The organism is Pseudomonas sp. NPDC089530, from assembly GCF_050280705.1.
Taxonomy (GTDB): domain Bacteria; phylum Pseudomonadota; class Gammaproteobacteria; order Pseudomonadales; family Pseudomonadaceae; genus Aquipseudomonas.
In genome coordinates, this window is the sequence record NZ_JBNNVU010000053.1 from 14,071 (window position 1) to 38,537 (window position 24,467).

General features: G+C 62.2%; 21 protein-coding genes and 1 pseudogene. 10 read left to right on the forward strand and 12 right to left on the reverse strand.

The features are described 5' to 3' along the window. Window position 1: 1 nt before the first annotated feature. The 3 genes from ACQKQA_RS19315 to ACQKQA_RS19325 form a co-directional block, all read right to left on the reverse strand. Window positions 2-664 (reverse strand): ABC transporter ATP-binding protein, encoded by a 663-nt coding sequence (locus ACQKQA_RS19315; RefSeq protein WP_427561026.1) that lies wholly within the window; start codon window positions 662-664, stop codon window positions 2-4. 246 nt (window positions 665-910) lie between these two features. Beyond that, window positions 911-1,564: a peroxiredoxin gene (locus ACQKQA_RS19320; RefSeq protein WP_427560972.1), complete on the reverse strand. Its 654-nt coding sequence runs from the start codon at window positions 1,562-1,564 to the stop codon at window positions 911-913. A gap of 336 nt (window positions 1,565-1,900) precedes the next feature. After that, entirely contained in the window at window positions 1,901-2,857 is a 957-nt protein-coding gene (locus ACQKQA_RS19325; RefSeq protein ID WP_427560975.1) for a GlxA family transcriptional regulator, read from the reverse strand. 115 nt (window positions 2,858-2,972) lie between these two features. Between ACQKQA_RS19325 and ACQKQA_RS19330 the strand changes: the two genes are divergently transcribed. Then, window positions 2,973-3,974 carry an SLAC1 anion channel family protein gene (locus tag ACQKQA_RS19330; RefSeq protein WP_427560978.1) on the forward strand — a complete coding sequence of 334 codons (1,002 nt, stop codon included), beginning with the start codon at window positions 2,973-2,975 and terminating at the stop codon, window positions 3,972-3,974. Between the two features lie 662 nt (window positions 3,975-4,636). Here the strand turns inward: ACQKQA_RS19330 and ACQKQA_RS19335 are convergent. Continuing rightward, window positions 4,637-5,272 carry a response regulator transcription factor gene (locus ACQKQA_RS19335; RefSeq protein ID WP_427560981.1) on the reverse strand — a complete coding sequence of 212 codons (636 nt, stop codon included), beginning with the start codon at window positions 5,270-5,272 and terminating at the stop codon, window positions 4,637-4,639. Continuing rightward, window positions 5,269-7,158: a PAS domain-containing sensor histidine kinase gene (locus ACQKQA_RS19340; RefSeq protein WP_427560984.1), complete on the reverse strand. Its 1,890-nt coding sequence runs from the start codon at window positions 7,156-7,158 to the stop codon at window positions 5,269-5,271. Before ACQKQA_RS19340 ends, ACQKQA_RS19335 begins: the two co-directional genes overlap by 4 nt. A gap of 180 nt (window positions 7,159-7,338) precedes the next feature. Between ACQKQA_RS19340 and ACQKQA_RS19345 the strand changes: the two genes are divergently transcribed. The 3 genes from ACQKQA_RS19345 (at window position 7,339) to ACQKQA_RS19355 (ending at window position 11,581) form a co-directional block, all read left to right on the forward strand. Next, on the forward strand, window positions 7,339-8,961 hold the full coding sequence (locus ACQKQA_RS19345) for an acyl-CoA synthetase (protein WP_427560987.1): 1,623 nt from the start codon (window positions 7,339-7,341) through the stop codon (window positions 8,959-8,961). 73 nt (window positions 8,962-9,034) lie between these two features. Further along, window positions 9,035-10,807, forward strand: coding sequence for an acyl-CoA dehydrogenase C-terminal domain-containing protein (locus ACQKQA_RS19350; protein ID WP_427560990.1), 1,773 nt, complete (start codon window positions 9,035-9,037; stop codon window positions 10,805-10,807). A gap of 123 nt (window positions 10,808-10,930) precedes the next feature. Further along, on the forward strand, window positions 10,931-11,581 hold the full coding sequence (locus ACQKQA_RS19355) for a hypothetical protein (RefSeq protein WP_427560993.1): 651 nt from the start codon (window positions 10,931-10,933) through the stop codon (window positions 11,579-11,581). A gap of 161 nt (window positions 11,582-11,742) precedes the next feature. On the opposite strand, the gene ACQKQA_RS19360 is transcribed toward ACQKQA_RS19355, so the two are convergent. Next, window positions 11,743-12,330 carry a hypothetical protein gene (locus tag ACQKQA_RS19360; RefSeq protein WP_427560996.1) on the reverse strand — a complete coding sequence of 196 codons (588 nt, stop codon included), beginning with the start codon at window positions 12,328-12,330 and terminating at the stop codon, window positions 11,743-11,745. Between the two features lie 133 nt (window positions 12,331-12,463). Between ACQKQA_RS19360 and ACQKQA_RS19365 the strand changes: the two genes are divergently transcribed. From ACQKQA_RS19365 to ACQKQA_RS19375, 3 genes are all read left to right on the forward strand, one after another. Continuing rightward, entirely contained in the window at window positions 12,464-13,504 is a 1,041-nt protein-coding gene (locus ACQKQA_RS19365) for a hypothetical protein (RefSeq protein WP_427560999.1), read from the forward strand. A gap of 567 nt (window positions 13,505-14,071) precedes the next feature. Then, entirely contained in the window at window positions 14,072-15,112 is a 1,041-nt protein-coding gene (locus ACQKQA_RS19370) for an alpha/beta hydrolase family protein (protein ID WP_427561002.1), read from the forward strand. Window positions 15,113-15,494: 382 nt separating this feature from the next. Continuing rightward, window positions 15,495-15,899, forward strand: coding sequence for a DUF6896 domain-containing protein (locus ACQKQA_RS19375; protein WP_427561005.1), 405 nt, complete (start codon window positions 15,495-15,497; stop codon window positions 15,897-15,899). Window positions 15,900-16,474: 575 nt separating this feature from the next. Here ACQKQA_RS19375 and ACQKQA_RS19380 read toward each other — a convergent pair. Together ACQKQA_RS19380 and ACQKQA_RS19385 are read right to left on the reverse strand one after the other, a co-directional pair. Next, window positions 16,475-17,002: a hypothetical protein gene (locus ACQKQA_RS19380; RefSeq protein WP_427561008.1), complete on the reverse strand. Its 528-nt coding sequence runs from the start codon at window positions 17,000-17,002 to the stop codon at window positions 16,475-16,477. 141 nt (window positions 17,003-17,143) lie between these two features. Then, window positions 17,144-17,362, reverse strand: a complete 219-nt coding sequence (locus ACQKQA_RS19385) for a hypothetical protein (protein WP_427561011.1) — start codon at window positions 17,360-17,362, stop codon at window positions 17,144-17,146. Window positions 17,363-18,135: 773 nt separating this feature from the next. On the opposite strand from ACQKQA_RS19385, the gene ACQKQA_RS19390 reads away from it, so the two are divergent. Together ACQKQA_RS19390 and ACQKQA_RS19395 are read left to right on the forward strand one after the other, a co-directional pair. After that, window positions 18,136-18,417: a hypothetical protein gene (locus ACQKQA_RS19390; protein WP_427561014.1), complete on the forward strand. Its 282-nt coding sequence runs from the start codon at window positions 18,136-18,138 to the stop codon at window positions 18,415-18,417. Window positions 18,418-18,491: 74 nt separating this feature from the next. Continuing rightward, window positions 18,492-18,773: pseudogene (locus ACQKQA_RS19395) on the forward strand (type II toxin-antitoxin system HicB family antitoxin); the annotation flags it as partial. Between the two features lie 1,125 nt (window positions 18,774-19,898). On the opposite strand, the gene ACQKQA_RS19400 reads toward ACQKQA_RS19395, so the two are convergent. After that, window positions 19,899-20,648: a hypothetical protein gene (locus ACQKQA_RS19400; RefSeq protein ID WP_427561029.1), complete on the reverse strand. Its 750-nt coding sequence runs from the start codon at window positions 20,646-20,648 to the stop codon at window positions 19,899-19,901. A 270-nt stretch (window positions 20,649-20,918) separates the two neighbouring features. Between ACQKQA_RS19400 and ACQKQA_RS19405 the strand changes: the two genes are divergently transcribed. Beyond that, on the forward strand, window positions 20,919-21,548 hold the full coding sequence (locus tag ACQKQA_RS19405) for an HAD family hydrolase (RefSeq protein WP_427561017.1): 630 nt from the start codon (window positions 20,919-20,921) through the stop codon (window positions 21,546-21,548). Between the two features lie 73 nt (window positions 21,549-21,621). Here ACQKQA_RS19405 and ACQKQA_RS19410 read toward each other — a convergent pair whose 3' ends face one another. From ACQKQA_RS19410 to ACQKQA_RS19420, 3 genes are all read right to left on the reverse strand, one after another. Beyond that, on the reverse strand, window positions 21,622-22,695 hold the full coding sequence (locus ACQKQA_RS19410; RefSeq protein WP_427561032.1) for a 2,3-butanediol dehydrogenase: 1,074 nt from the start codon (window positions 22,693-22,695) through the stop codon (window positions 21,622-21,624). An 87-nt stretch (window positions 22,696-22,782) separates the two neighbouring features. Beyond that, entirely contained in the window at window positions 22,783-23,895 is a 1,113-nt protein-coding gene (locus ACQKQA_RS19415) for an acetoin dehydrogenase dihydrolipoyllysine-residue acetyltransferase subunit (RefSeq protein WP_427561020.1), read from the reverse strand. Further along, window positions 23,892-24,467 (reverse strand): alpha-ketoacid dehydrogenase subunit beta (locus tag ACQKQA_RS19420; RefSeq protein WP_427561023.1); only part of this gene is annotated, 576 nt, incomplete at its 5' end. The genes ACQKQA_RS19420 and ACQKQA_RS19415, both read right to left, overlap by 4 nt.

Consider the following 24,467-nt stretch of genomic DNA (forward strand, 5'->3'; position numbering starts at 1 on the left):
CTCAGCCCTCGCCCGCCAGACGCCCGCCGTGCAACAGCGCGATCCGCCCCAGGCGGCTGGCCACCTGCTGGCTGTGGGTGACCATCAACAAACTGGTAGGCGTTTCCGCCAGCAACTCCAGCAACAACTGCAACACCTCGTCACTGGTGGCCTCGTCGAGGCTGCCCGTGGGCTCATCCGCCAACAGCAACCGCGGCTTCGCCGCCAACGCCCGGCCCAGCGCCACCCGCTGCTGCTGACCGCCAGACAACTGCTCCGGATAACGCCGCAACAGATCCCCCAACCCCAACCGCTCCACCAACTGCGCCTGCCAGCGCGAATCAAAACGCCCCGCCAGCTTCGCCTGAAACCCCAGGTTGTCCTCCACCCGCAGGCTGCCGATCAGATTGAACTGCTGAAACACCAGCCCAACCTCGGTCCGCCGCCAATTGGCCAACTGGTGCTCGCTCATCCGCTCAAGCTGCTGCCCGCCAATACAGATGCTGCCGCGATCGACCTTGTCCAACCCGGCGATCAAATGCAGCAAGGTGCTCTTGCCACTGCCCGACTCCCCCATCAACGCCAGGCTCTGGCCCTGTTCCAGGTGCAGGTCGACGCCCTGCAACACCGCCAATGGGCCTTGGGGCGTGGGGTAGCTTTTGCAGACGGCTTGTACATCGAGCATGGGTTGGCTCTGGTAACGGGGGGGCAGGCTCAAGGATAGCGCTTGGCCTCATCAGCCGCTCCTGAGGCATTCGCTCAACGGTATGTTCGAACCTGGGATGGGCAATGGCTGCCCATCCTGGCTAAAGGCGACCCCATGAACATGCCTGGAGATAACTGTGGCGCCGCGCCGGCGATCCATCCATAACGTCCGGCGTAGCATCACTCCCACAGGCAGGCTCCGCGGGCAGCCCCTGGTCGGCGGTCGTTACTCCGGTTGCTGCACGGTACGCAGATAGGGTTTCAACGTCTTGAAGCCTTGCGGGTATTTCTTCCTGGCGTCCTCGTCGGATACCGAGGTCGGAATGATCACATCCTCGCCCGGGCGCCAGTTCACCGGGGTGGCGACGGTGTGCTTGGCATTCAATTGCAGGGAGTCGAGCAGGCGCAGCACTTCATCGAAATTGCGCCCGGCGCTCATCGGGTAGACCAGCATGGCCTTGACCTTCTTGTCCGGGCCGATGATGAACACCGAACGCACGGTGGCGTTGTCCACGGCGGTGCGCGCGCCCCCGCTGGCATTGGGGTGGATCATGTCGTAGAGCTTGGCCACCACCAGGTTTTCGTCGCCGATCATCGGGTAGTTGACCGCATGCCCCTGGGTCTCCTGGATGTCACCGACCCAGGCATGGTGGTCGCTGACCGGATCGATGCTGAGCCCGACAATCTTGGTGTTGCGCTTGTCGAACTCCGGCTTGAGCCTGGCCATGTAACCGAGCTCGGTGGTGCACACGGGGGTGAAGTCTTTCGGGTGCGAGAACAGGATCGCCCACTTGTCGCCGATCCACTCGTGGAAGTGCAGCGGACCTTCGGTCGTGTCGGCGGTGAAATCGGGTGCTTCGTCGCCAATGCGGATTGCCATGTTTGGTCTCCTTGCAGTGACTGGGAGGGCAGCTGTCAGGGTGCTGACGGCCGTTCCGGCAGCGTTCGGGTATCTTGCGAACCTGTCGGCGCCAGTCAGTATAGGAGACCCGCCAGGGCCGGGTGACTGCCGTCAAAAAAGCCCGGCACGGGAGCCAAACCACAAAATGGTCCATAGGCAGCCATGATGACAACCGGCGGCAAACCGCCAAAAGCGGGTATTGAAGTGCTGGACCCATGCAGATGAAACCGCCAGGTGAAACAAGCGCGAAAAATACCTGCCGACGGCTATCAAATGCTTCTAGACGCTGACGCTTGGCAATCAGGCGTGTCTAGATCACACCGATGAAAAGCGCTTGCGATAATCGCTTGGACCAACCCCAAGGCGCCGCATGAATGCCCTCCTGAACCCGTCCGTATTGGCATAGCCGACGGTATCGGCCAAGCGCTTGAGGGATACGTCCGAGTCTTCGATAAGCCGTCTGGCCGCATCGATGCGGGCCAGTTCCACAAATTCGGCCGGGGTCGAACCGGCTTCGGCCTTGAAGGTGCGAGCGAAGTTGCGCTCGCTCATGCCGGCGCGGGCGGCCAGGATGGGTACGCTCAAGTCGGCCTTCAGGTGCTCCACCACAAATTCCTGCACCGCTCTGATCACGCTGCGTTCGGCGGTCTGTGCCGCCAATTGCGCACTGAATTGCGATTGCCCGCCAGGCCGCTTGAAGAACATCACCATTTCACGGGCAACGCTGAGCGCAAGTTCCCTGCCGTGGTCTTCTTCGACCAGCGCCAAAGCCAGGTCCATGCCCGCCGTGACCCCCGCCGAGGTGTAGAGGTTGCCATCCTTGATATAGATGCTGTCCGGATCGACGTGGGTGTGCGGGTGTTCCTTCGCCAGTTTTGCGCTGGAATTCCAGTGAGTGGTGACACGGCGTCCGTCGAGCAGGCCCGCGGCGGCCAGCAGAAAGGCGCCGCTACAGACTGAGCCGATGCGACGCACGGATTTCGCCTGCCGGCGTAGCCAATCTTGCAGGGCCGGGTCATGGGCGATTTCGTCGATGCGTGGGCTGCCGGCCACGAGCAAGGTGTCGATCTTGCCTTTACAGGTTTCGAAGGTTTCGTCGATGCCAAGCTTCAAACCGCTCGAGCCCTCGATCATCCCCTTGCGGGTACCGATGACCTCGACCCGGTAGGCGCGCGGATTGCCCAGTAGCTTGGCTGCTTCGGCGAAGACGTCGGCGGGGCCGACCACGTCCAGCAGTTGCACGCCGGGAAAGGCCAGGAGGGTTATGCGCATGCTGTCTGTCCTCGTCGAGCAATTGGCTGAATACGTCGCATCATGACCATTTCAGCCAGCGACCGATTGGCTGAAAATAGCTCCAACAGCAAATTCAGTCAAACGAGAGACTGCCATGAACACCGCATACAACCCCACCGTCGCTGCAGCTCAGCCAGTAACCGCCAGCAAGACATCGATCAAGAACCTGCCGATCAATCTGTTCGGTTCAGTCATGGGTTTGGCCGGCCTGGGACTGGCCTGGCGCTTGAGCGGTCAGTATTACGGCGTCGGCGGTACATTGGGCGAAGCGATTGGCGTGCTCGCCGGCCTGGTGTTCGTGCTGCTGGCTTTGGGTTACCTGACCAAATGGATAAACCATCCGGAAGCGGTCAGGGCAGAGTTCGACCATCCGATCACCAGCAACTTTTTCGGCACCGTCGCCATTGCAGTCTTGTTGCTTTCCGCAGTCGCGGGGCCCCACAACGAATGGCTCGGACAGGCTCTCTGGATACTCGGTAGCGCACTGACGGTGTTGCTCGCAGGTCTCGTGGTTTCCCGTCTGTTGTCGGGCCCCCAGGATTCGTCGAATGCCGTACCCGCCTGGCTGATTCCAGGTGTCGCCACGCTCGATATCGCGTTGACCGGTGCGCACATGCCTATGGCCTGGGCTGCGGAGTTCAACCTGTTTGCGCTCGCCGTGGGTGCGGTGCTGGCACTGGTGTTCTTCACTCGGATCTTTTCGCGGCTGGTGCATGAGACACCTCTGGCCAAAGGCATGGTGCCCTCGCTGATGGTCCTGGTTGCACCGTTTGAAGTAGGTTTCCTGGCTTACACCAACGTGTTCGGCGAGATCGACCGATTTGCCAGCGTGTTGTTCTACTTCGGCCTGTTCCTGTTCGTGGTGTTGAGCGTCAAAGTGTTCCGTCGCGATGTGCCCTTTGCCCCTTCGTGGTGGGCAATCAGCTTTCCCATCGCGGCACTGAGCAATGCGGCACTGAAGTATGCACATGCCCAGGACAGCACCGTGCTGACGGTCATCGCCGCTGCGATTCTGCTGTTCCTCACGGTAGCGCTGACGGTGCTGTTGGTGAAAACCCTGATCAGCCTGTTCAGCGGCAAACTGTTGGCCAACTGACCCTTTACCTCCCTTTGGCGAGCCTTCATCGGCTCGCTTTTTTTTGCCCGCACAGGTGTCATCGAATGCCTTCAACACTTCGTGGTTACTGCCGATCTTTGCGTCTGCTGCGCAGCCGATCGCAGCCTCATTCTTCGGCAGCGGCTACATCGATGGTCACCCCCTAACACCCTGTGAAGGCTACTGAGCTTTCACAGGGTTTCATTAGAAAGCGCATTCAGCCTCAGGCCGGCCGGTAGGCCGCTGTCTTGCTTTTGCTTTGGCTTTTGATCTGGGCGCCCCGTTAACCACGATGGCCGAACGCAGGCATTGAGCCGTGGGTAACCCGGCAGGGATGCCGGGTTAGCCGCCATCAGGCCATGGATGGCCTGTGGCGGCGGCCCACGGATCAATGCCGGAGTGAGGGTATGCCGAGCCTAGGCGAGGCACCGAGTGGAGGGGCAGAGCGTTTTGGTTACTTTGGCGCTTTTCCAAAGTAACTCGCCGTCAGGGCGAAACCCTAGGCCGCCGTTACCGCAGCAACGGATATGTACACCATCCAGAAAATGCAGTGCCAGAGCCAACGCCATCGCGAGCAATCGAGCGTCGACCGGCTGCTCCTACAGGGGGTGGCGAGCGTCGCTAGCGCCGTAAAAACGCAAAATGTGCAGTGCCCTCCCCCCTCACCGCAACTGCAACGGGTCCACCAACCCGGCAGCGATAGCCATCCCCACCAGCTCCGGCAAATGCTCGGCCTGCATGCGCTTCATCACCCGCGACCGATACAGGTCGATGGTCTTGACGCTGACCCCCAGTTGCTCGGCGATCTCGCGATTGCTGTAGCCCTGCACCAACGGCAGCAGCACGTCCCTCTCCCGTGGCGTGAGGCTCTCCAGCCGCGCTTCGACCTGGGCCAGCCCGGCGTTGCGGCTGTGGCGGTCGTCGGCGCGGCGCAGGGCCTGCTGCACGCTGTCCAGCAGCAGTTGTTCGTTGTAGGGCTTCTCGATGAAGTCCACGGCGCCAGCCTTGAACGCCCGCACCACGATCGGCACGTCGGCGTGGCCGCTGACGAAGATCAGCGGCAAGTGGATATCCCGCTGGCGCAGCTCTTCCTGGACGTTGAGCCCGCCCATGCCGGGCATGCGCACATCCAGCAGCACACAGGCATCCAGGCCAGGGTCGCAATGTTCGAGAAACTCCCGGCCGCTGGTAAAGGGCACCGCCTTGAGGCCCACCGACTCCAGCAGCCAGACGGTGGAGTCGAGCATGCCCGGGTCGTCGTCGACCACGTACACCAGCTGCTGCGCCGCACTCGTCATTGCCTTGCTCCTGTTGTGGGATGGGAGGGTGAATCGGGGTCTGCCGGGGCCGTGGCCGGCAAGTGGCAGCACATCTTCAGGCCGCGGCTCTGGGGATGGGCCTGCAAGTCGCCGCCGAAGCCTTCGACAATACTGCGGCTCATGGATAACCCAAGCCCCAGACCGTTGGCCTTGCTGGTGTAGAACGGGGTGAACAGCTGCGGCAATTGCTCGACGGAAACTCCCGGGCCCTGGTCGCTGACGCTGACCCGAACCCCGCCCTCAGCCGCCGCTTCGGTGCCCAGGACGATCTGCGAGCCCTGCTGCGGATGCACCTCGCGATTGGCCTCGATGGCGTTGCGCAACAGGTTCAACAGCACTTGCTCCAGCAATACCCGGTCGGCATACACCGGCGGCAGATTATCCGCCAGGCGCAACTCGATCGTCACCTGGCAGGCCTGGGCCTCCCAGGCGCACAGGCGCACGGTTTCCCGGGCCACCTCGGCGATGTCCAGGGCCTGCACCCGGCGCCCGCCCTTGCGCAAAAAAGCCCGCAGACGCTTGATCACTTCGGCGGCGTGGGTGGCCTGCTCGGCGATCCGCTCCAGGCCCTGGGCGACCTTTTGCGCGGCCTGGGGCTGGGTCTCGAGATTTTGCAGATAACGCTGGCTGGCGTTGGCGTAATTGACCACCGCCGCCAGCGGTTGATTGATCTCATGGGCGATGCCCGAAGCCAGTTCGCCCAGGGTCACCAGGCGCGCGGTGTGGGCCAGTTCGTCCTGGTGGTGGCGCTGCTGGGCTTCGCGCAATTCCCGTTCGCTCTGGTCGTGGGCCACCAGGGAATAGAAGCGCTCGCCGCTGGCCGCCCGATGGGCCAGGAGCATCAGCGACACCGGCACCGAAGCGCCACCGGCCGGCGGTTGCAGACGTGCCTCGATGCTCCAGCGGCCGCTGCGCTCAGCGCGCTCCCAACCTTCGCGTTGCAGGCAGTGCAGCACCTCTTCGGCGAGGATCGCCGCCAGCTCCGGCATCGCCTGCCCGGCCGAAAGCCCCAGGGTGCGCCGGGCCGCCGGGTTGAGGTAGGTCACCGCGCCGCCGGGCTGGATGAACAGCACCGGGTCGGGATTGGCTTCCACCACTTCCGCCAGACGCCGCTTGTTCTCTTCGGCCTGGACCCGGGAGGTGATGTCCCGCGAGACCGCCACCACTTCCACCACCGTCCCGGTGTAGGTATCGCGGATCGCCCGGCAGGCGGTCTCGAACCACAGGTAATGGCCGTCGCGATGGCGGATGCGGTAGGTCATGGTGTGGTAGCCGTCCTGCTCCAGGGCGTCCCGGGCGCGCTGCGTCAGCCCGGCCAGGTCCTGGCTGTGGAACAGGCTGCGGGCCAGCAGCCCGCGCAACGCTTCGGGCCAGTAGCCGAGCAGGGTCCAGGAGGCCGGCGAGGCGTCGAGGAACGTGCCGTCCGGGGTGTGCCGGGAAATCAGGTCGGTGGTGTTCTCGGTGATCAACCGGTACAGGCGCCGGGCCTTGGCCGACTCGCGCTCGGCGAGGATCTGCGCCGTGGCTTCCTGGCCGCGGGCCAAAACCCGCTGCCTGTGCGGGTCGGGAATAAAGGTCCAGAGCAGCACCCGCTCGCCCCACTGCACCTCGACCTGCTCGATGGCCCGCTGCTGCTCCAGGCAGGCCCGGACCAGGGCCGCGGCATTGACCGGCAGCAAGACCGCGACTTCGCCCTGGGCCGCGTCATCCAGCCATTGCCGCAGCGCCGGGTTGAGGTCCAGCGGCCGCGCCTCGGCGTCCAGCAGCACACAGGGCTGCGGGTCGTGGCCGAGCCAGGGCGAATCCGGCAGCCGGCCTTCGCGCTGCAGCTGCAGCCAATGGTTCAAGTGAGGGGAGGTGGACATCGTCGATAAACCTGCGGGCCGGATCAGCGAATTATCAATATAGTATAAATACTATACAACTCAGGTAGTACTTCCATATCAACCGGCAGACAGTATATAAAAGCCCTCGGATAAGTCACCGAGCGCCTGCAAGCAGTCTCGGCCAATAGAGCTAACAATCAGCCACCGGGTACCCGAACCATGTCCATCTACGAGCAAGGCCTCGCGCCGACGGCCGTCAACCATATCGCCCTCTCCCCCTTGAGCTTCATCGAACGCACCGCCGCCGTTTACCCCGATTACCCGGCGGTGATCCACGGTTCGATCCGCCGCACCTGGGCCCAGACCTACAGCCGCTGCCGGCGCCTGGCCTCGGCCCTGGCCGGCCGCGGGATCGGCAAGAACGACACGGTGGCGGTGATGCTGCCGAACATCCCGGCCATGCTCGAAGCCCACTTCGGCGTGCCGATGATCGGCGCCGTGCTCAACGCCCTCAACGTGCGCCTGGACGCCGAAGCCATCGCCTTCATGCTGGCCCACGGCGAAGCCAAGGTGCTGATCGCCGACCGCGAGTTCCATCAGGTGATCCACGCCGCTATCGGCATGCTCGAGCACCCGCCGCTGGTGATCGACCTCGACGACCCCGAGTACGGCGAAGGCCAGCCGGTCAGCGACCTGGACTACGAGGCCTTCCTCGCCGAGGGCGACCCGGAGTTCGCCTGGCACTGGCCCGACGACGAATGGCAAGCCATCGCCCTGAACTACACCTCGGGCACCACCGGCAACCCCAAGGGCGTGGTCTATCACCACCGCGGCGCCTACCTCAACGCCCTGGGCAACCAGATGACCTGGGCCATGGGCAACCACCCGGTGTACCTGTGGACCCTGCCGATGTTCCACTGCAACGGCTGGTGCTACCCCTGGACCGTCACCGCCCTGGCCGGGGTCCATGTGTTTTTGCGCCGGGTCGACCCGCAGAAGATCCTCAACCTGATCCGCGAGCATCAGGTTACGCACCTGTGCGGCGCGCCGATCGTGCTCAATGCCCTGGTGAACATGCCGGACTCGGCCAAGGCGGCCATCGACCACCCGGTCGACGCCATGGTCGCCGGGGCGGCGCCGCCGGCCAAGGTGATAGGCGCCGTGGAGGAAATGGGCATCAAGGTGACCCACGTCTACGGCCTCACCGAGGTCTACGGGCCGGTGACCCTGTGCGCCTGGCACGCCGCCTGGGACGAGTTGCCGCTGGAGCAGCGGGCGCAGATCAAGTCGCGCCAGGGCGTGCGCTACCCGACCCTGGAAGGGGTGATGGTGGCCGACCCGAAAACCCTCGAACCCACGCCGCGCGACGGCCAGACCATCGGCGAGATCTTCATGCGCGGCAATACCGTGATGAAGGGTTACCTGAAGAACCCCAACGCCACCGCCGAAGCCTTCGAGGGCGGCTGGTTCCACACCGGCGACCTGGGGGTGACCCACCCGGACGGTTACGTGGAGATCCGCGACCGGCTCAAGGACATCATCATTTCCGGCGGCGAGAACATCTCCACCATCGAGCTGGAAGGCGTGCTCTATCGCCACCCGGCGGTGCTGGAGGCGGCAGTGGTGGCCCGGCCCGACGAGAAATGGGGCGAAACGCCCTGCGCCTTCATCACCCTCAAGGCCGATTACCAGCAGGTGCGCGAGGCCGAGATCATCGCCTTCTGTCGCGAACACCTGGCCGGTTTCAAGGTGCCGCGTACCGTGGTGTTCAGCCCGTTGCCCAAGACCTCCACCGGCAAGATCCAGAAGTTCGTCCTGCGCGACATGGCGAAAAATCTCTAGCCTGAATACATCACCGCCCTGGCCACGCCACCGATGTCGGTTCGACCTTTTCGATTCACACGAGGTTTTTGCGATGCCCGAATTCAACGCTCCCCTGCGCGATATGCGCTTCGTTCTGCATGAAGTGTTCAACGCGCCCAGGCTCTGGGCGCGGTTGCCGGCCCTGGCCGATACGGTGGATGCCGCAACCGCCGATGCGATTCTCGAAGAGGCGGCCAAGGTCACCGGCCAGCTGATCGCCCCGCTCAACCGCAGCGGCGACGAGGAAGGCGCTACCTGGCACAACGGCCAGGTGCGCACCCCGGCCGGTTTCAAGCAGGCCTACGCCACCTATATCCAGGGCGGCTGGGTGGGTTTGAGCGGCAACCCGGCCTACGGCGGCATGGGCATGCCGAAGATGCTCGCGGTGCAGTTCGAGGAAATGCTCTACGCCGCCAATTCCAGCTTCGCCCTGTATTCGGCCCTGAGTTCCGGCGCCTGCCTGGCCATCGACGCCCACGCCAGCGAAGCGCTCAAAGCGCTGTACCTGCCCCCCATGTACGAAGGCCGCTGGGCCGGCTCCATGTGCCTGACCGAGGCCCATGCCGGCACTGACCTGGGGATCATCCGTACCCGCGCCGAGCCCCAGGCCGACGGCAGCTACCGGATCAGCGGCAGCAAGATCTTCATCACCGGCGGCGAGCAGGACCTGACCGAGAACATCATCCACCTGGTGCTGGCCAAGCTGCCGGACGCCCCGGCCGGGCCCAAGGGCATCTCGCTGTTCCTGGTGCCGAAGATCCAGGTCGAGGCCAACGGCGCCCTGGGCGAGGCCAACGCGGTGAGCTGCGGCTCCATCGAGCACAAGATGGGGATCAAGGCCTCGGCCACCTGCGTGCTGAACTTCGACGGCGCCCGCGGCTGGCTGATCGGCGAGGCCAACAAGGGCCTGGCGGCGATGTTCACCATGATGAACTACGAGCGCCTGTCCATCGGCATCCAGGGCATCGGCTGCGCCGAGAACTCCTACCAGAACGCCCGCAGCTACGCCCGCGAGCGCATTCAGAGCCGCTCGCCCGCAGGCCCGGTGGCCAAGGACAAGGTCGCCGACCCGATCATCGTCCACCCCGATGTGCGGCGCATGCTGCTGACCATGAAAGCCATGACCGAGGGCGGCCGCGCCTTTGCCAGCTACGTCGGCCAGCAGCTGGACCTGGCCAAGTTCGCCGACCAGCCCCATGAGCGGCACAACGCCGAAGCCCTGGTGGCGCTGCTGACCCCGGTGGCCAAGGCCTTCTTCACCGACACCGGCCTGGACAGTTGCGTGCTCGGCCAGCAGGTGTTCGGCGGCCACGGCTATATTCGCGAATGGGGCCAGGAGCAGCTGGTGCGCGACGTGCGCATCGCGCAGATCTACGAAGGCACCAACGGCATCCAGGCCCTGGACCTGCTGGGCCGCAAAGTGGTGGGCAACGGCGGCGTGGCCCTGCGCCTGTTCACCGGCGAGATCCGCGACTACGCCTCCCTGCCCGGCGCCGCCTACGCCGCCGAACTGCTGGACGCGGTGCAGCGCCTGGAAGACCTCAGCGACTGGCTGCGCGAACAGGCGGTACAGAACCCCAACGCCGTGGGCAGCGCCTGCGTTGAATACCTGCACCTGTTCGGCTACGTGGCCTACGCCTACCTGTGGGCGCGCATGGCCCAGGTGGCCGAGCACAAGCGCGCCGAGGACGAGGCGTTCTACGGTGCCAAGCTGGCCACCGCGCGCTTCTACTTCGGCCGCCTGCTGCCGCGCATCCTCAGCCTGGAACAGAGCATCCGCGCCGGCAGCGCCGTGCTGTTCGGCCTGGAAGCGGAGCAGTTCTAGCCCCCTCGGGCAGGGCGTTCGCGCCCTGCCCGCTCTGATGCATGACAGTGGCACGGCGCCTGATGCAAAACCGGCGGCGGCCTTGCATACTTCGCGCCCCTGAACACCACCCAAGGAAGAAACGTGTTGGCGCCTGCCCCCTCTTTGCCTAACCCCCTGCTTCGTCGCCTGTTCACCCTGTGGTCACGGCTCAACCACCTGCTGAGCTGGATCGCCATAGGGGCCCCGCTGTCCCTGATGCTGTTCGCCGACCTGCAACTGGTCATCCCCCGGGACGTCAGCGGCACGCTGTTCGGCGGCGCCATGGGCTTCCAGTTGTTCCTCGGCCTATGGATCGTCTGTGCCCTCGGCCTGACCGTCGCCCTGCTCACCCGCCTGCCCGGCGCCCGCCTCGCCTGGCTCATCGCCGGCCTGGTGCCGCTGCTGCTGGGCGCCTGGTGGCGACTCAACTACCCGGACGACGCCGACGGCCACCTGATCTTCAGCCCACAGGACTGGGAGCTCGACTACGCCATGGCGATCGGCTGCGGCTTTGTCGCCAGCGGGTGGTACTGGTATCGCCGCGGCCGCCTCAAACCCCGGCCAGCCGCCACCAGTGCGGATGTGCTGTTCCTGCGGACCGTGGGGGCGCTGATTCTGGCCGGCGTGTTCATCCTTCCTGCGTTGAACTTCATCAAGGAGCAGGCCCTGCCCCACTGCGCGTTCAACAAGGCTGGGCAACAGCTGAGCGTGTGCTTGGGGGATGATCCGAATGAGCGGGTGATTGTTGATTGAGGGGTGTATGGGACATGGAAGCGGCGGAGGCAAGCGCGTCTTCCTCACGGTACCTGACACACCGCGCCACCTCGCTTTTGCTTCTCTTGCCCCATCGAAGGGCCGGAGGTTCTGCATAGTGGGCAACTCGGCAGGAATGCCGAGTTAGCCACCCCAGGGAGTTAGGGAAAGCGGACGCTCGATCCAGAGGCTGCTGCCGACATGACCGCGTTATGCACGGGTAAAGGGGCTTGTCCGGGGTGTTGCTGCAAAAAATGCCTGATCGCTTGATCCTGGCGGTCCACCACGCACACGTTCACGCTAGGGCGAGGGACGGTGCATTCGCCAAGCGCGAGAAACCCGCAGTTCAATACGCCGTACACCGCAACCGGTTGTGCGACGGCCGAGCAGCCGTAGACCATCTCGCCAAGGTAATTGAGCTGCCCTTGGGTGACGGTGAAACGCAGCGGTTTGGAGTAAGCCCCCATTACCCCGCGACGGTGACCCAGGCGGCTCACCTCATAGTCACCGGCAGGTAGCCATGCCGAGTAATCATCCTTGGGTCCCCACCCATAAGTCTTGTCACTCTTGATATCGCGAAATTCAAGGTAGGTTCCGTAGGGGCCGCCTTCCAGCAGCGTGCCGACTACTAAACCCGCGTTTTGCGCGTTGTAAACAGGCGAATTCAACGCCATTTCAGCTGGCATTGACGAACAACCGGCCAGTAATCCGATCAGGCCAATTGCAAAGAGTTTGTGCGAGTCAAGCATTCCGCTACCTCGGTGGGAGACGAAGAAAATCCACAGGAAAATTCAGGGATGACAGGCGCGCTGGACGGCGGCGACTGCCTTCTTTAGCATGATGGCCTTTCGCCCACTCATGCATCAAGGACGATATATCAACATGTTCTGCTTTTCCCAATGGCGCATGCGTGGCGCTGTAAGCATTGCCGCACTGTTACTTGGTGGGTGCAGTCTCAACGGTTCCTACCCGGACGCCAGTGGACCCGATGCGGCGAAGCTGCGCTTTATCAGCAGCACTGAAAACTCGACGCTCGACTTGTTCGATGCCGAACACTGCGACGGCCAAACCACGGGTCTGCTCAATAACCTGTTCACCACCGATACCCGGCGACGGGCGGCCATGAGCGCCGCTGCACCCGACGATGCCAAGGCCTATCTGGAAGTGCGACTACAACCAGGTCATGAGCTATTCGCGCGAGCCAATACCTTGAGCACCGGCAGCGTGTGCACCGTGGCGTTCAACTTTACCCCGCAGAGCGGTGGCGAGTACGAAGCGAACTTCCGCTACGTAGAACGTAATTGCCAGGTCACCCTTAGCCGTCTGCGCCAGATCGATGGCAAGATTGTGCGCTCGCCGATCGCGCTGACCAACAAAGGCCTGCCCGCCTGCGCCGGCCACAGTCCTATTTTCCCCAAGCCCGCCGAAGCACAGCCGCAGTCAGCGGAGCGTGCAGCGCTGATCGCGCAGATCGTCGACGCCAGTGTCATCGCGAAAATGAAGCCCGACGCCGACGATTCCCCTTCGGTCCAGAAATCATTACTCGACAAATCGATAGCGGAACGCAAACAGCGCCTCGGCTTCAGCCTGCCCGATGCCTATTGGACTGAGTATCAGCAGAACCTGGAGCAGTTCTCCAACGAGATGGGGGGCATCAAGGCCCGTTCATTGCAGTTGTACAAGGATTACTACACCAACCGCCTGGGCCTGCTCGACACCCCCGCGATCAAAGAACTACTGCCCGACAGCGAAGCGGCCGACCGTAGCAAGGCGATGTCGACCAACAATGAAATGCTGGAGTACTACTACCGAACCCAGCGAGAACTGCTGAAGGAAACATTGAGCGCGCATCAGGTACGCATGGCCGATCTAGATCAGCGCTTTGAGGTGTGCAAGCGTTTCGCGGCCTGCTGGCAAAGTTGAATCGGGGTCCGGCTTGAAAATGCCGACCGACGCACGTACGCCGCCTTAGCCCTGACAGAGGCGCTGTACCTGTAGCGGCCCTGAGATTGGAAACCTTGCCTCGTGCAACCGCATGACGTGGCAGGGATCCAAGCTTTGAAAAAAACTTTGCCGATGGCCTATCGATGAGCAACAGCGATCGGCCTGACCCTCACCCTGCTCGCCCGCATGCCCGGCGCCCGACTGGCCTGGCTCATCGCCGGCCCGGTACCGCTGCTGGGCGCCTGGTGGCTGAGCTTCACCAAGCAGCAAACTCTGCCCCCCCTGCGCGTTCAACAAGGCTGGGCAACAGCTGACAGTGTGTTTGGGGGATGATCCGGATGAGCGGGTGATTGTTGATTGATGGGTGGGGCTTGGAAAACGCAGAGGCAGTTGCCGGCCAGAAGCGGTTACCGGGATGCGCCTAGAAAACAAGTCGACTCAATGGGCATCAGAAATGGCTGTGTGTGCCGACATGAGGGCTGATATGTTTCCCCCGCCCCTGATCGCGTCCCATCGACGCCGATCCCATCAAGGAAGATGAAAACAATGAAAATAGTGCTTGGCGCCCTGCTCCTTATCTGCCTGAACATACATGCATTCGCTGGCGACAACCCCATCGGCTTCCGGGCCTCGACATTGCCAGACAAGCAAAACGACCGCCCACTGGAGTTGGTCGTCTGGTACCCGAGCGCAACCACTGCCACACCGCAGTTGATCGCCGATACTCCGGTGTTTGTCGGTGCCCTCGCCGTCCGCGATGCTCCTCCGGCCGCAGGCGCGCATCCACTGGTGGTACTCTCCCACGGCTTTCGCGGCAATTGGGAGAACCAGTCATGGCTGGCCAGTGCACTGGTCCGTCAGGGTTACATCGTGGCAGCGGTCAACCACCCCGGCACCACCACCCGCGATCGCAACCCTAAAGCCGCGGCACAGTTGTGGCAGCGTCCCGTCGACCTGCAGCGGGCCATCGATGCGGTCACGGCTCAGCCGGAACACTTCGGGTTAGTGGCGAAGCAGCAAATTGCAGTGGTAGGTCATTCCCTTGGCGGCTGGACCGCCCTGGAAATCGCCGGTGCCCGATTCGATCCCAACCGTTTTGTCCAGGACTGCACCACCCATCCGCAACTGGCCAGTTGCAGCGTTTACAAACAGATCAACCCCGACAGCACCCCGGCCTCGAAAGCCCGGCTGGGCGCCGATCTGAGCGACAAACGGGTCACCGCCATCGTTTCCCTGGACCTGGGCCTGTCACGCGGCCTGACCGATGAAAGCCTGGCGACGTTGCCGGTGCCGACACTGGTGATCGCAGCGGGCATGCCCTCTGAAGACCTTCCCGCGCGGTTGGAATCCGCCGACCTCAGCCAGCGCTTGCCCCCGGCGACGAATCGCTACGTCGAGATCGAGGACGCCAGCCACTTCAGCTTTTTGTCGATGTGCAAACCTGGCGCGCTGGCGTTGCTCGAAGAAGAAGCACCAGGCGATGGCGTCATTTGCCGGGATGGCGACAACGCTCGACCGCGGGCGTTGATCCAGCAGCAGATCGCATCGCTGATCACCGAGTTTCTGGGGCAGTCATTTCGCAACTGAAAATGGGTGACCCCATTAACGGCCAGCCCTTGGTGCGCTGCCTGAGGCGCTATTTATAGCCGCTGCCGAAGGCTGCGATCAGCTGTGTAGCAGACGCAAACCCTGCTTCCCGGATTTACCTGTTACACCGCGTAGCCGGGTTTGACGGGCGCTTCGTCGGAATTCCGCCAAGCCCGTTCGCAGCCTGCGGCAGCGGCTACAGATGTGGATGTGCTTCTAATACAGGCGGGAGGTCGAGGAGATTGTTAAAACCATAAAATGATTCACAGACGACAATGATCACAGGCGGCAGCGAACGGCCAAAAGCTGCCCATCAGCAGCTTCGAATGCTGCTCCCTGCGGTCTCTTGACTCAGCACCGCTTACCTACAACGTGAGACTGTATGAATAGCCAACTCGCCAATTTGATCTGCGACTACCAAGCAAGCGTCAGCGCCGCTGTGGACATGATGCAGCGGTCTGGCATCTCGCGGCCCTCGACCAATACAGATTGGGTGGGAACTGACATTCCTCAGCGCGGAGAGCTTGAAGGCGGAATTCGTTACTTCAAGCACGGCTATGGCTGCGCGATCAGCCTCCCCACGGGCACAGTAGACTTCGACTTTGGGAAGCATGGTGAGATCGGTGGCTTCGATGCATGGCGACTTGCCGGCTTTGCCGGCGCCAAGCTTACGGAGTACGGCTTTGCTGATGAGGATGCACTCAACGAGTGCTTCAAAGCAGAAGTGGCGGCCGGTTCTCTGGTGTACTCCGGGTATATCCTCTACTACTTAGCGGATGCCACCTGACAATTCATATCGAAATAGTCCGTTCTATCCATGCAGTAAGTTCTCAGTACCGAGCGCCTGCCTGGATCTGCCAATTTTGGTCACCTGCCAACGACAACTTTGGGTCCGGCTGTGTGAAAACGCATGCACCGTTTTGTGGCCTGCGTTGCTACGTAAAATCTGCCAGTATTTGGTTAGTCAGCAGACCGGAAATTTGCGTAGGAACGCCATTTTCGTTCCGCTCCTGACTGTCAAACCTGCTCTAAAATGTTTTCACACAGCCTCGATCGATTGCTGACTGTTGCGAAGGGCAGCAGTCGACTGTGGATTCAACCGGTCGACGCAACAGATTGGCTAAATCGTTCGGCAGGGTTCCTGCCTGTGGCTTTTTCGACGGGGAGATGTTGGATGAATTAGTGGTCGTAGACCGCAGTCAGGACGGTGTTTTCAGCATCGTTGACCGAGCAGAGTAGTCAGAAGACAAGGTTTGTCGGGCCGGTTTCTGGAAGGGTAAAGGGGGCGGATTTATTTACCGAGGTAGCGGTAAATATAAATCTGTCCTCTTTTTTTGTACGTTGTTAACCGAGGGCTCGCGTCTACTCATCTTTATGACAGTAAAGTGGGGATTCGCCATCACTAGTAATTACATACGCTGGAAAATCTGTGACCTCTACATCTCGGTCTGACTGGAAGTGGTTTTTGGAAGCGAAGCGAGCCAGGACCGCTTTAGTAAGTTCATGTTCAGATAAGTGAGTGCCAGGCGCAAATACTTTCAAGCTTGCAGGGTCAATATGCATCCGAACGCCACTGGCCTCACGAATGTTAGTCATGTGATATCGGAGGCTAGCCGACGCGCTATCAGCCCCCTTTTGTATCCAATCTACGCTGATATCATATTGCGTAAGGTCTCCCTGTATAGCCGTGACAGTACCTCGCATCACCAATTTCATGGGGAAATGCTCGTATACCCCATCTTTCAAATCGGACTGGCAGAAAATCTTGCTTCCAACTGGATACGCCGCATCCAGCCGCAATTTCTCTTCACGTGAGCCCGCGCTCGAATGATCAGACAGAAACACCATAGTGCTCAGAGAAAGTATGAATGCGAATTTCTGTTTGATCATAATGAGTTCAGTGTTTGAGCCCAAAGCTGCGTTTCAAGTCAACGATGCAAAGGAAAAACGGGACAGATTTATTTTTTCTTATTTTCTGAAAAATAGATCTGTCCCCTTTTTGCTCCTTTTTGCTGCCTTTTTTCTGGCGCTTCAGCCTTTGTTTGCGTTGAGCTTGCGCAGCTCTTCGTAGGTAGCTGACTGGACAAACCAGAAGCCGGAAACGATGCACCAAACCAGGGTGCCGACCACGAAAACCCCCAAGGCTGGCAAAAAACCGCTGGTGAAAATGGCGGTAAAAGCGATAAGCCAGATCACGGCCAGGGAGACGTAGAGGACGAGGTTGTTGACGCTGATGACGAAGTCTTTCACAGATTGTATTCCTTGTGGGATGTCAAAAAATTACCCCTCCAGGGGTCAGCGCATGCTATCACATTGCCTTCATTGGTTAGATAACGAGCGCGGTCCACAATCGACAAGCAGTTGTGGAGCTTCGAAGATCGCACGTCCGCTTCTGGCCGAGAGCGGTCGCTGTCGGCCAAAAGCGGTATGTCATGTGTACCTACAAAGGCAAGGTCGATTCAGTTTCTGAGTTAGATAGTCATAAACACCATTACAAAGCAGAGTACCTCGACTGACAGTAGTCATCACTTGAACGCTGCTCCGGAAGTAATCAGTCGGCCTCCAAGAGGCTAGCCATCAACACACCGATAGCATTAGCACACTGCCCATCGAACGAATCCTGAGGCCCTATTTCTGTCACTTCGCGCAGAGGATTCTCAAGCTCTGGATAGCTAGGCCCCTACGCAAACGGATGGCCAAATCAATGTAATTACGCACCTGCCTCCGTTGCTAACAGCCCCCGACACAACCACTCAAACATCTCAGCCTACGTGCGGTTGCGCCGGTCAAGCCCTGCCCCTATAGTTCGCCCTCGCGGCAAAATCCGCGAACGACCTTGGCCGGTCGAATTACAACGCAGCATCAGCACCCACAACACCTTTGCAGTCACCTATCGGGGGCCCGCGACAAGATGTTATGACGGCTATGCGCGGTGAATCTCCGGTCGTCACATACGCGTAAAACGGTCATTTTCCTCGTCGTCGGCAACACAGGTGATTGCTCCCTGCACAGGAGCTGCACAGATGATTGACCAGCCACTCTCACGCTTCACCGCCGTCGACACCCACGACGCCGACCAAGCGGTTTTCTACCTCGATACCCAAGCCTCCCTGAGCGATCTGGCCAGCAGCGCGGCCCATCGTTTCACCGTGGTGCGCGACCTGATGGACACGCTGTCCACGCTTAACCTGAAAGACATTTCCGACTGCGACCTGACGCGGGTGACCCGAGGGGTGCATCTGTTGACCCGGGAAGGGTGCGCGGTGTTGGAGGTGATTCAATGGCGCGCGGGTCAGGAGTCCTGACCCGCTATTGAAAGGTGGCGAGGGCGCGTGCTCCCTCGCCACTGTCCAATCTTTGTGTGGCTGAGGAGGTTCCCATGCACTATCCCATCTGCATCGAATGGGGCAACGAGCACACGGCTACCGGCATCCAGATTCCCGACATTCCCGGAGCGGTCACCGCCGGCGACACCTTCGAGGCCGCGTATGGCGCCGCCATCGAGATCGCCCACGTCATGCTCGAAGAGCTGGCCCGTGCGGGGCGCGCCATTCCCCTGCCAACCCCCACCGGCACGCACCGCGCCAACCCCGATTTCGAGGGGATGGGCTGGGGCATGCTGGACATCGATATCACGCCTTACCTGGGCAAGACCGAGAAGGCCCTTGAAAGGGCTGCTCCTAAAACCTGAATCCCTGATTTGCTGGTGTACATATCCGTTGCTGCGGTCACGGCGACTTGCTTGTACCTGGGGCAGTTCATCTACATGGGTAACAGAAGGGTTCAAGCACATGGGTGACGGTTGACTGGTTTTGCCTTTGTAGGAGCGGCCGGTTGACGCTTGATTGCTCACGATGGCGTCTGCTCTGGCGCTGCATTTTTTGGATGGGGTACATATCCATTCCTGCGGTAACGGCCACTTACGGTTCCGCCCTTACGGCGGGTCACTTTTTTTCAAACGCCAAAAAAAGTAACCAAAAAACGCTTGCCCCTAGCGTACGGCCTTCGCTGCGCTCAGGTTCCCTCGCTCCGGTGTCCATCAGGGGGCATCGCCTCCGGTCGGCTTCGCTTCGACCTCCTCTCGATGTGTACGGCTTCGCCGTACGGCGCTGCGCGCCATCCCCCTGATGAACACCGGAACGAAGCCTGCCGATGGGGCGGGTAAATCAAAAGCCAAGCTGGCGCGACCTACCGGTCGGCGCTTTTGTAGCCGCTGTCGAGCCCTGGCGAGGCTGCGAACGACCTGGGCGGCATTCCGACGAAGCGGGCGCAGGATTTTGAGATCGCTGGAGGACCTTCGGTCCTATCGCAGCCTCGCCAGGGCTCGGCAGCGGCTACAGAGTGCGCGTCTTGACGTGAGTTCTCAGGCCGGCCGGTAGGCCGCCTCGCGTTGCTTTTGATCTGAGCGCCCCGTTAACCACGATGGCCGAACGCAGGCATTGAGCCGTGGGTAACCCGGCAGGACGCCGGGTTAGCCGCACGGGGCCAGGGATGGCCCCTTGCGGCGGCCCACGGATCGATGCCGGAGTGAGGGCATGCCGAGCCTAGGCGAGGCACCGAGTGGTGGGGCGAAGCGTTTTGGTTACTTTGGTCTGGGCCGGCTTCCGGCTCTTCCAAAGTGACTCGCCGTAAGGGCGAAACCATAAGCCGCCGTTACCGCAGCAACGGATATGTACACCGTCCAAAAAATGCAGCGCCAGAGCGGACGCTATCGCGAGCAATCGAGCGTCGACCGGCTGCTCCTACAGAAGCCCACAACATATCCACCAGCCGCCTGTACCGCCCCCTACTGCACCGGCAAAAAATTCATCAACAGCAGGCTTTGCGCATAATTCAACCCAATCCGCCGATAGCGCTCATCGAGCATCTGCGTCAACAGATCAAGGCGCGCCACAATCTTCCCAAACTCCACCGCAAAACTCAGATTGCTGCCCTCCTCCGAAATCTCATTGGAGAACAGCAGCAACTCACCGTCAGCCCCCTGCCGCTGACTGAGCATCCAGGTGGCCTTCTCGATATTGCGCGCAGCGTTACTGACAAACTGCGGGTCGATGGCGTCAGTCATGAAAAACTCGGTACGCCCACCATGGGCAGTGATCAGCATGCTGCCAATGGCATAGATAAAGGCCCCCACCCGATCCCCCCGAAACTCCGGGCTCAGCGCATAACTCAACGCCGCCAGATCACGACGCTCACCCAGGGCCGGCAGGGATTTCTGCTGCTCGATGGCCTGACGAATATCCCGCGCCGCACTGGTGGCATCGGTATAGCCCCACTCCCGCCATTGGCTGGGGTTGCGCAGGTAGAGCTTGTTCATCAACAGGTAAAGGCTTTGCAGGTTGTCACGCATGCTCAGGGTGGCCATACGGTCGACGCTGGTCTGGAAGAACTCCTGGGGCTTGCCGTTGCTGAACTGATGGACCATGTCCCGCCCCTGCTGCTGGCTGCACCCCGTGGCGCAGACCATCAAGGCACCGGCCAGCCACAACGGCTGGCGTAATACACGCAGGCAATAACGAGAAAGCGGATAAACCATCGGCACCGTTCTGGACTCTGGCTGCGCGGAGGATCGGCGCGGCCTGGCCATGAGTAGAGCGGTAAAAGCGCAAAAAGTGCGGTGGCCGGGCCAATCCGTTGTCGACGCCCCCGAGCGAGTGGCTGATTGCCAACCGATGAAAGGCTGGCTCCAGCCCTGCCCCCAAAAGCCCCGACGACCGCCCCATATCGATACGCCAGCAAATTGCATTGCAGCGCTCACCGCCGCAGGATGACGCCCTGGCCCACAACCCTTCATAAGGAAGTGCTCATGACGATTCGTGCTGTGGTTTTCGACTTCGGTGGCGTGCTGTTCGACTGGAGTCCGCACCACCTGTACCGCCAACTGATCCCCGACGATGCCCGCCGCCAATGGTTCCTCGACACCATTTGCACCCAGGCCTGGAATACCCAACAGGACGCTGGTCGGCCCCTGGCCGAAGCGACCCGCAGCCTGGTGGCCGAGCACCCCGAGCATGCGCCCCTGATCGAAGCCTATTACGGGCGCTGGCCGGAGATGCTCCGCGGGCCGCTGGATGACGGCGTGGCTTTGCTGGAAGAGCTGCACCAGGCGCAGATGCCACTGTTCGGGCTGACCAACTGGTCCCAGGAGACCTTCCCCTATGCCAGGGACAACTATCCGTTCCTGCGGCGTTTTCGCGACATCGTGGTGTCCGGGCAGGAGCGGCAGATCAAGCCTGACGCCGAGATCTACCACACCGCCCTGCAGCGCATTCGCGCGCATCTGCCGGAGGTGGCGCCCCAGGAGTTGGTGTTCATCGACGACCATGCGCCGAATATCGTCGCAGCCAAGGCCCTGGGCTGGCATGCGATCGAGCACCGCTCAGCAGCGCAGACCCGGCGGCAGTTGCAGCTACTGGGGCTGTTGGGCGCGATCTGAAACGGGCGACCAGGCCTGATCCGGGATGGAAAAAATGCGATGGCCGCTGCCGGCCATCGCCAAATCGCCCGGCTCAGGGGCGTTGCAACGGTCCGGGCGAGACGATGATCTTGACGTTGTGTTCCTTGTTGTTGACCAGCTCCTCGAAGCCCTGGCCGACGATCTGTTCCAGCTGGATGCGCCCCGTCACCAAGGGCGAGATATCCAGGCGGCCGTCGGCGATAAAGGCGATCACGTCAGCGAACTCGCCGTTGTAGGCCAGCGCCCCCAGCACCTGTTTCTCGGTGGCCACCAGTTCGAAGAAGTTGAACTCGCTGGGTTCCTCGAAGATGCCCACCAGCACACACTTGCCGGCCTTGCGGATCAGGTCGATGGCCAGCTTGGCGGTGTGCTTGTTGCCGATGCATTCGAAGCTGACATCGGCGCCCAGGCCGCCGGTCAGGCGCTTGACCTCGGCCAGGGCGTCGTACTCCTTGGGGTCGAGTACATGGGTGGCGCCGACTTCCCGGGCCTTGGCCTTGCGCGCGCCGGACATTTCCAGGGCGATCACCTGGGCCGCGCCGGCGGCCTTGGCGCACATGATGGTGCACAGGCCGATGGTCCCGGCGCCGACCACCACCACGTTCTGGCCCAGCAGACTGCCGGCCTTTTTCACCGCGTGCATGCCCACCGCCAGGGGTTCGATCAGGGCCCCGGCCTCGGCGGGAAAGTTGGCCGGCAAGGCGTACAGCAGGTTGGCCGGGACGTTGACCCGCTCGGCGAAAGCGCCGTTGTTCATCAGCCCGGTAAAGGCCAGGCTTTCACAGATGTTGTACAGGCCGTGGGTGCAGTAGTAGCAGCTGCCGCAATGCTGGCAGGCGTCGGCGGCCACCGCCTGGCCGAGGCTGAAACCCTGGACCCCGGCGCCCAGGGCGACGATCTCGCCGCAGAACTCGTGGCCGAGGATGCACTGGCCCTTGACCCCGGTCAGCGGGTGCGGCGCCTCCACGGGGATGAACACGGGACCTGCCACGTACTCGTGCAGGTCGGAACCGCAGATGCCGCACCAGTCGACGCGGATCTGCACCCAGCCGGCGGGCGGCGCCTCGGGCAGCGGCACGTCTTCGACGCGGATATCGTGACGGCCGTGCCAGACCGCGGCGCGCATGCTGGGGACGGGCTTGAGGGAAACACTCATCTTGGCTTCTCCTTGTTTTTGTCGGGCTGCGACGGCTGGTTGGCCGCCGCAGAAACTTCAGTGCTGCCGGATAAAGTCGAGGATCAGGCGATTGACCTGCTCCGCCGCTTCCATCTGCACCATGTGCCCCTGCTCCGGGAGGATCTCGACCCGGGCCTTGAGCCCCTCGCTGTGGGCGGCCGGGATGATCCGGTCGGCGCTGCCCCAGATCACCAGCACCGGCTGCGCGCCGTCCTGCACCACGGGGCGCAGGTCGGCCTGCTGGCGCCCCTCGGCAAACAGCTGGCCGGCCAGTTGCCCGAGGGCCGCGTCCACGCCTTCGAGGCGCTTGTACTTGAGCATGTCGTCGAGCATCTGCCGGTTCACCAACTCGGCGTTGGAGAACAGCTGCACCAGTTGCGGCTTGAGGGCATTGCGGTTGCCGGCCTCGACAAAGCCGCGCAGGTAATCGCCGTTGATTTCGGTCCCCAGGCCGGCGCTGCCGATCAGGGTCAGGGAGCGCACCCTCTGCGGCGCCAGGCGCGCGGTATTCAAGGACACCGCGCCACCCATGGAATGCCCCACCAGATGGGCCTCGGAAATCTCCAGGTGATCCAGCAGCGCCAGCAGCACCTCGCTCAGCTCATCCAGATCGCCCCGTCGCAGGGTCTTGGCCGACTCGCCGTGGCCCGGCAGGTCCAGGGCCACGACCCGGCGCCCGGCGGCCAGGGCTTCGTGGTTGAACAGCCAGTTGTTCAGGTCGCCGCCGAAACCGTGGACCAGCACCAGCGGCGTACCGCCTTCGCCGCGCTCGAAGTAGCGGATCAGCCGGCCGTCCAGCAGGGCCTTCTGCGGCGTCGGGCCGCTGTCTTCGTCCGCGGCCTCGCCGGGCACGAAAGACGCCTGGAACTGCTCGATCACCGCATCGATCTCGGCCTCGCTGGCCTCGCCCTCGACGACGATGCCGAGCAAGGCGCCCACCGCCAGGGTTTCGTCCTGGCGCGCGACCTGCCGGCGCAGCACACCGGAGAACGGCGCCTCGACGCTGCTGGAAATCTTGTCGGTTTCCACGTCCAGCACCTCGTCGCCCTTACTGATGCTCTGCCCTTCTTCCTTGAGCCAGGCATCGACCCGGCCCTCGGTCATCGACAGGCCCCACTTGGGCATGGTCAGGGTATGGATCTGGCTCATCGGCGGCTCCACTCGATCAGGTTCAGCACGGCCTTTTCGATCTTCGCCGCGTCGGGGATGTACAGGTCTTCCAGGGCGTCGGAGAACGGCACCGGGGTGTGCGGCGCGGTGACCATCTCGATCGGTGCCTTGAGCGCGGCGAAGGCTTTCTGTGCCACCAGCGCCGAGATGTCGGTGGCCATGGAGCAGCGCGGGTTGGCTTCGTCGATCACCACCAGGCGCCCGGTCTTCTCCACGCTTTCCAGAAGGCTGTCTTCATCCAGCGGGCTGGTGGTGCGCAGGTCGATGACCTCGCAATCGATGCCGCGCCCGGCCAGGCTGCGCGCGGCGTCCAGGGCGGTGTTCACCGTGCGCCCGTAGGACACCAGGGTCACGTCCTTGCCGTCGCGCAGGAAGTTGGCTTCGCCGAACGGGATCGCATAGGACTCTTCCGGCACCTCGCCCTGCTGGCTGTAGAGCAGCTTGTGCTCGCAGAAGATCACCGGGTCGTTGTCGCGGATGGCCTGGATCAGCAGGCCCTTGGCGTCATAGGGCGACGACCTTGGCGAAGCCACCGAGGTCGACGATCCGGG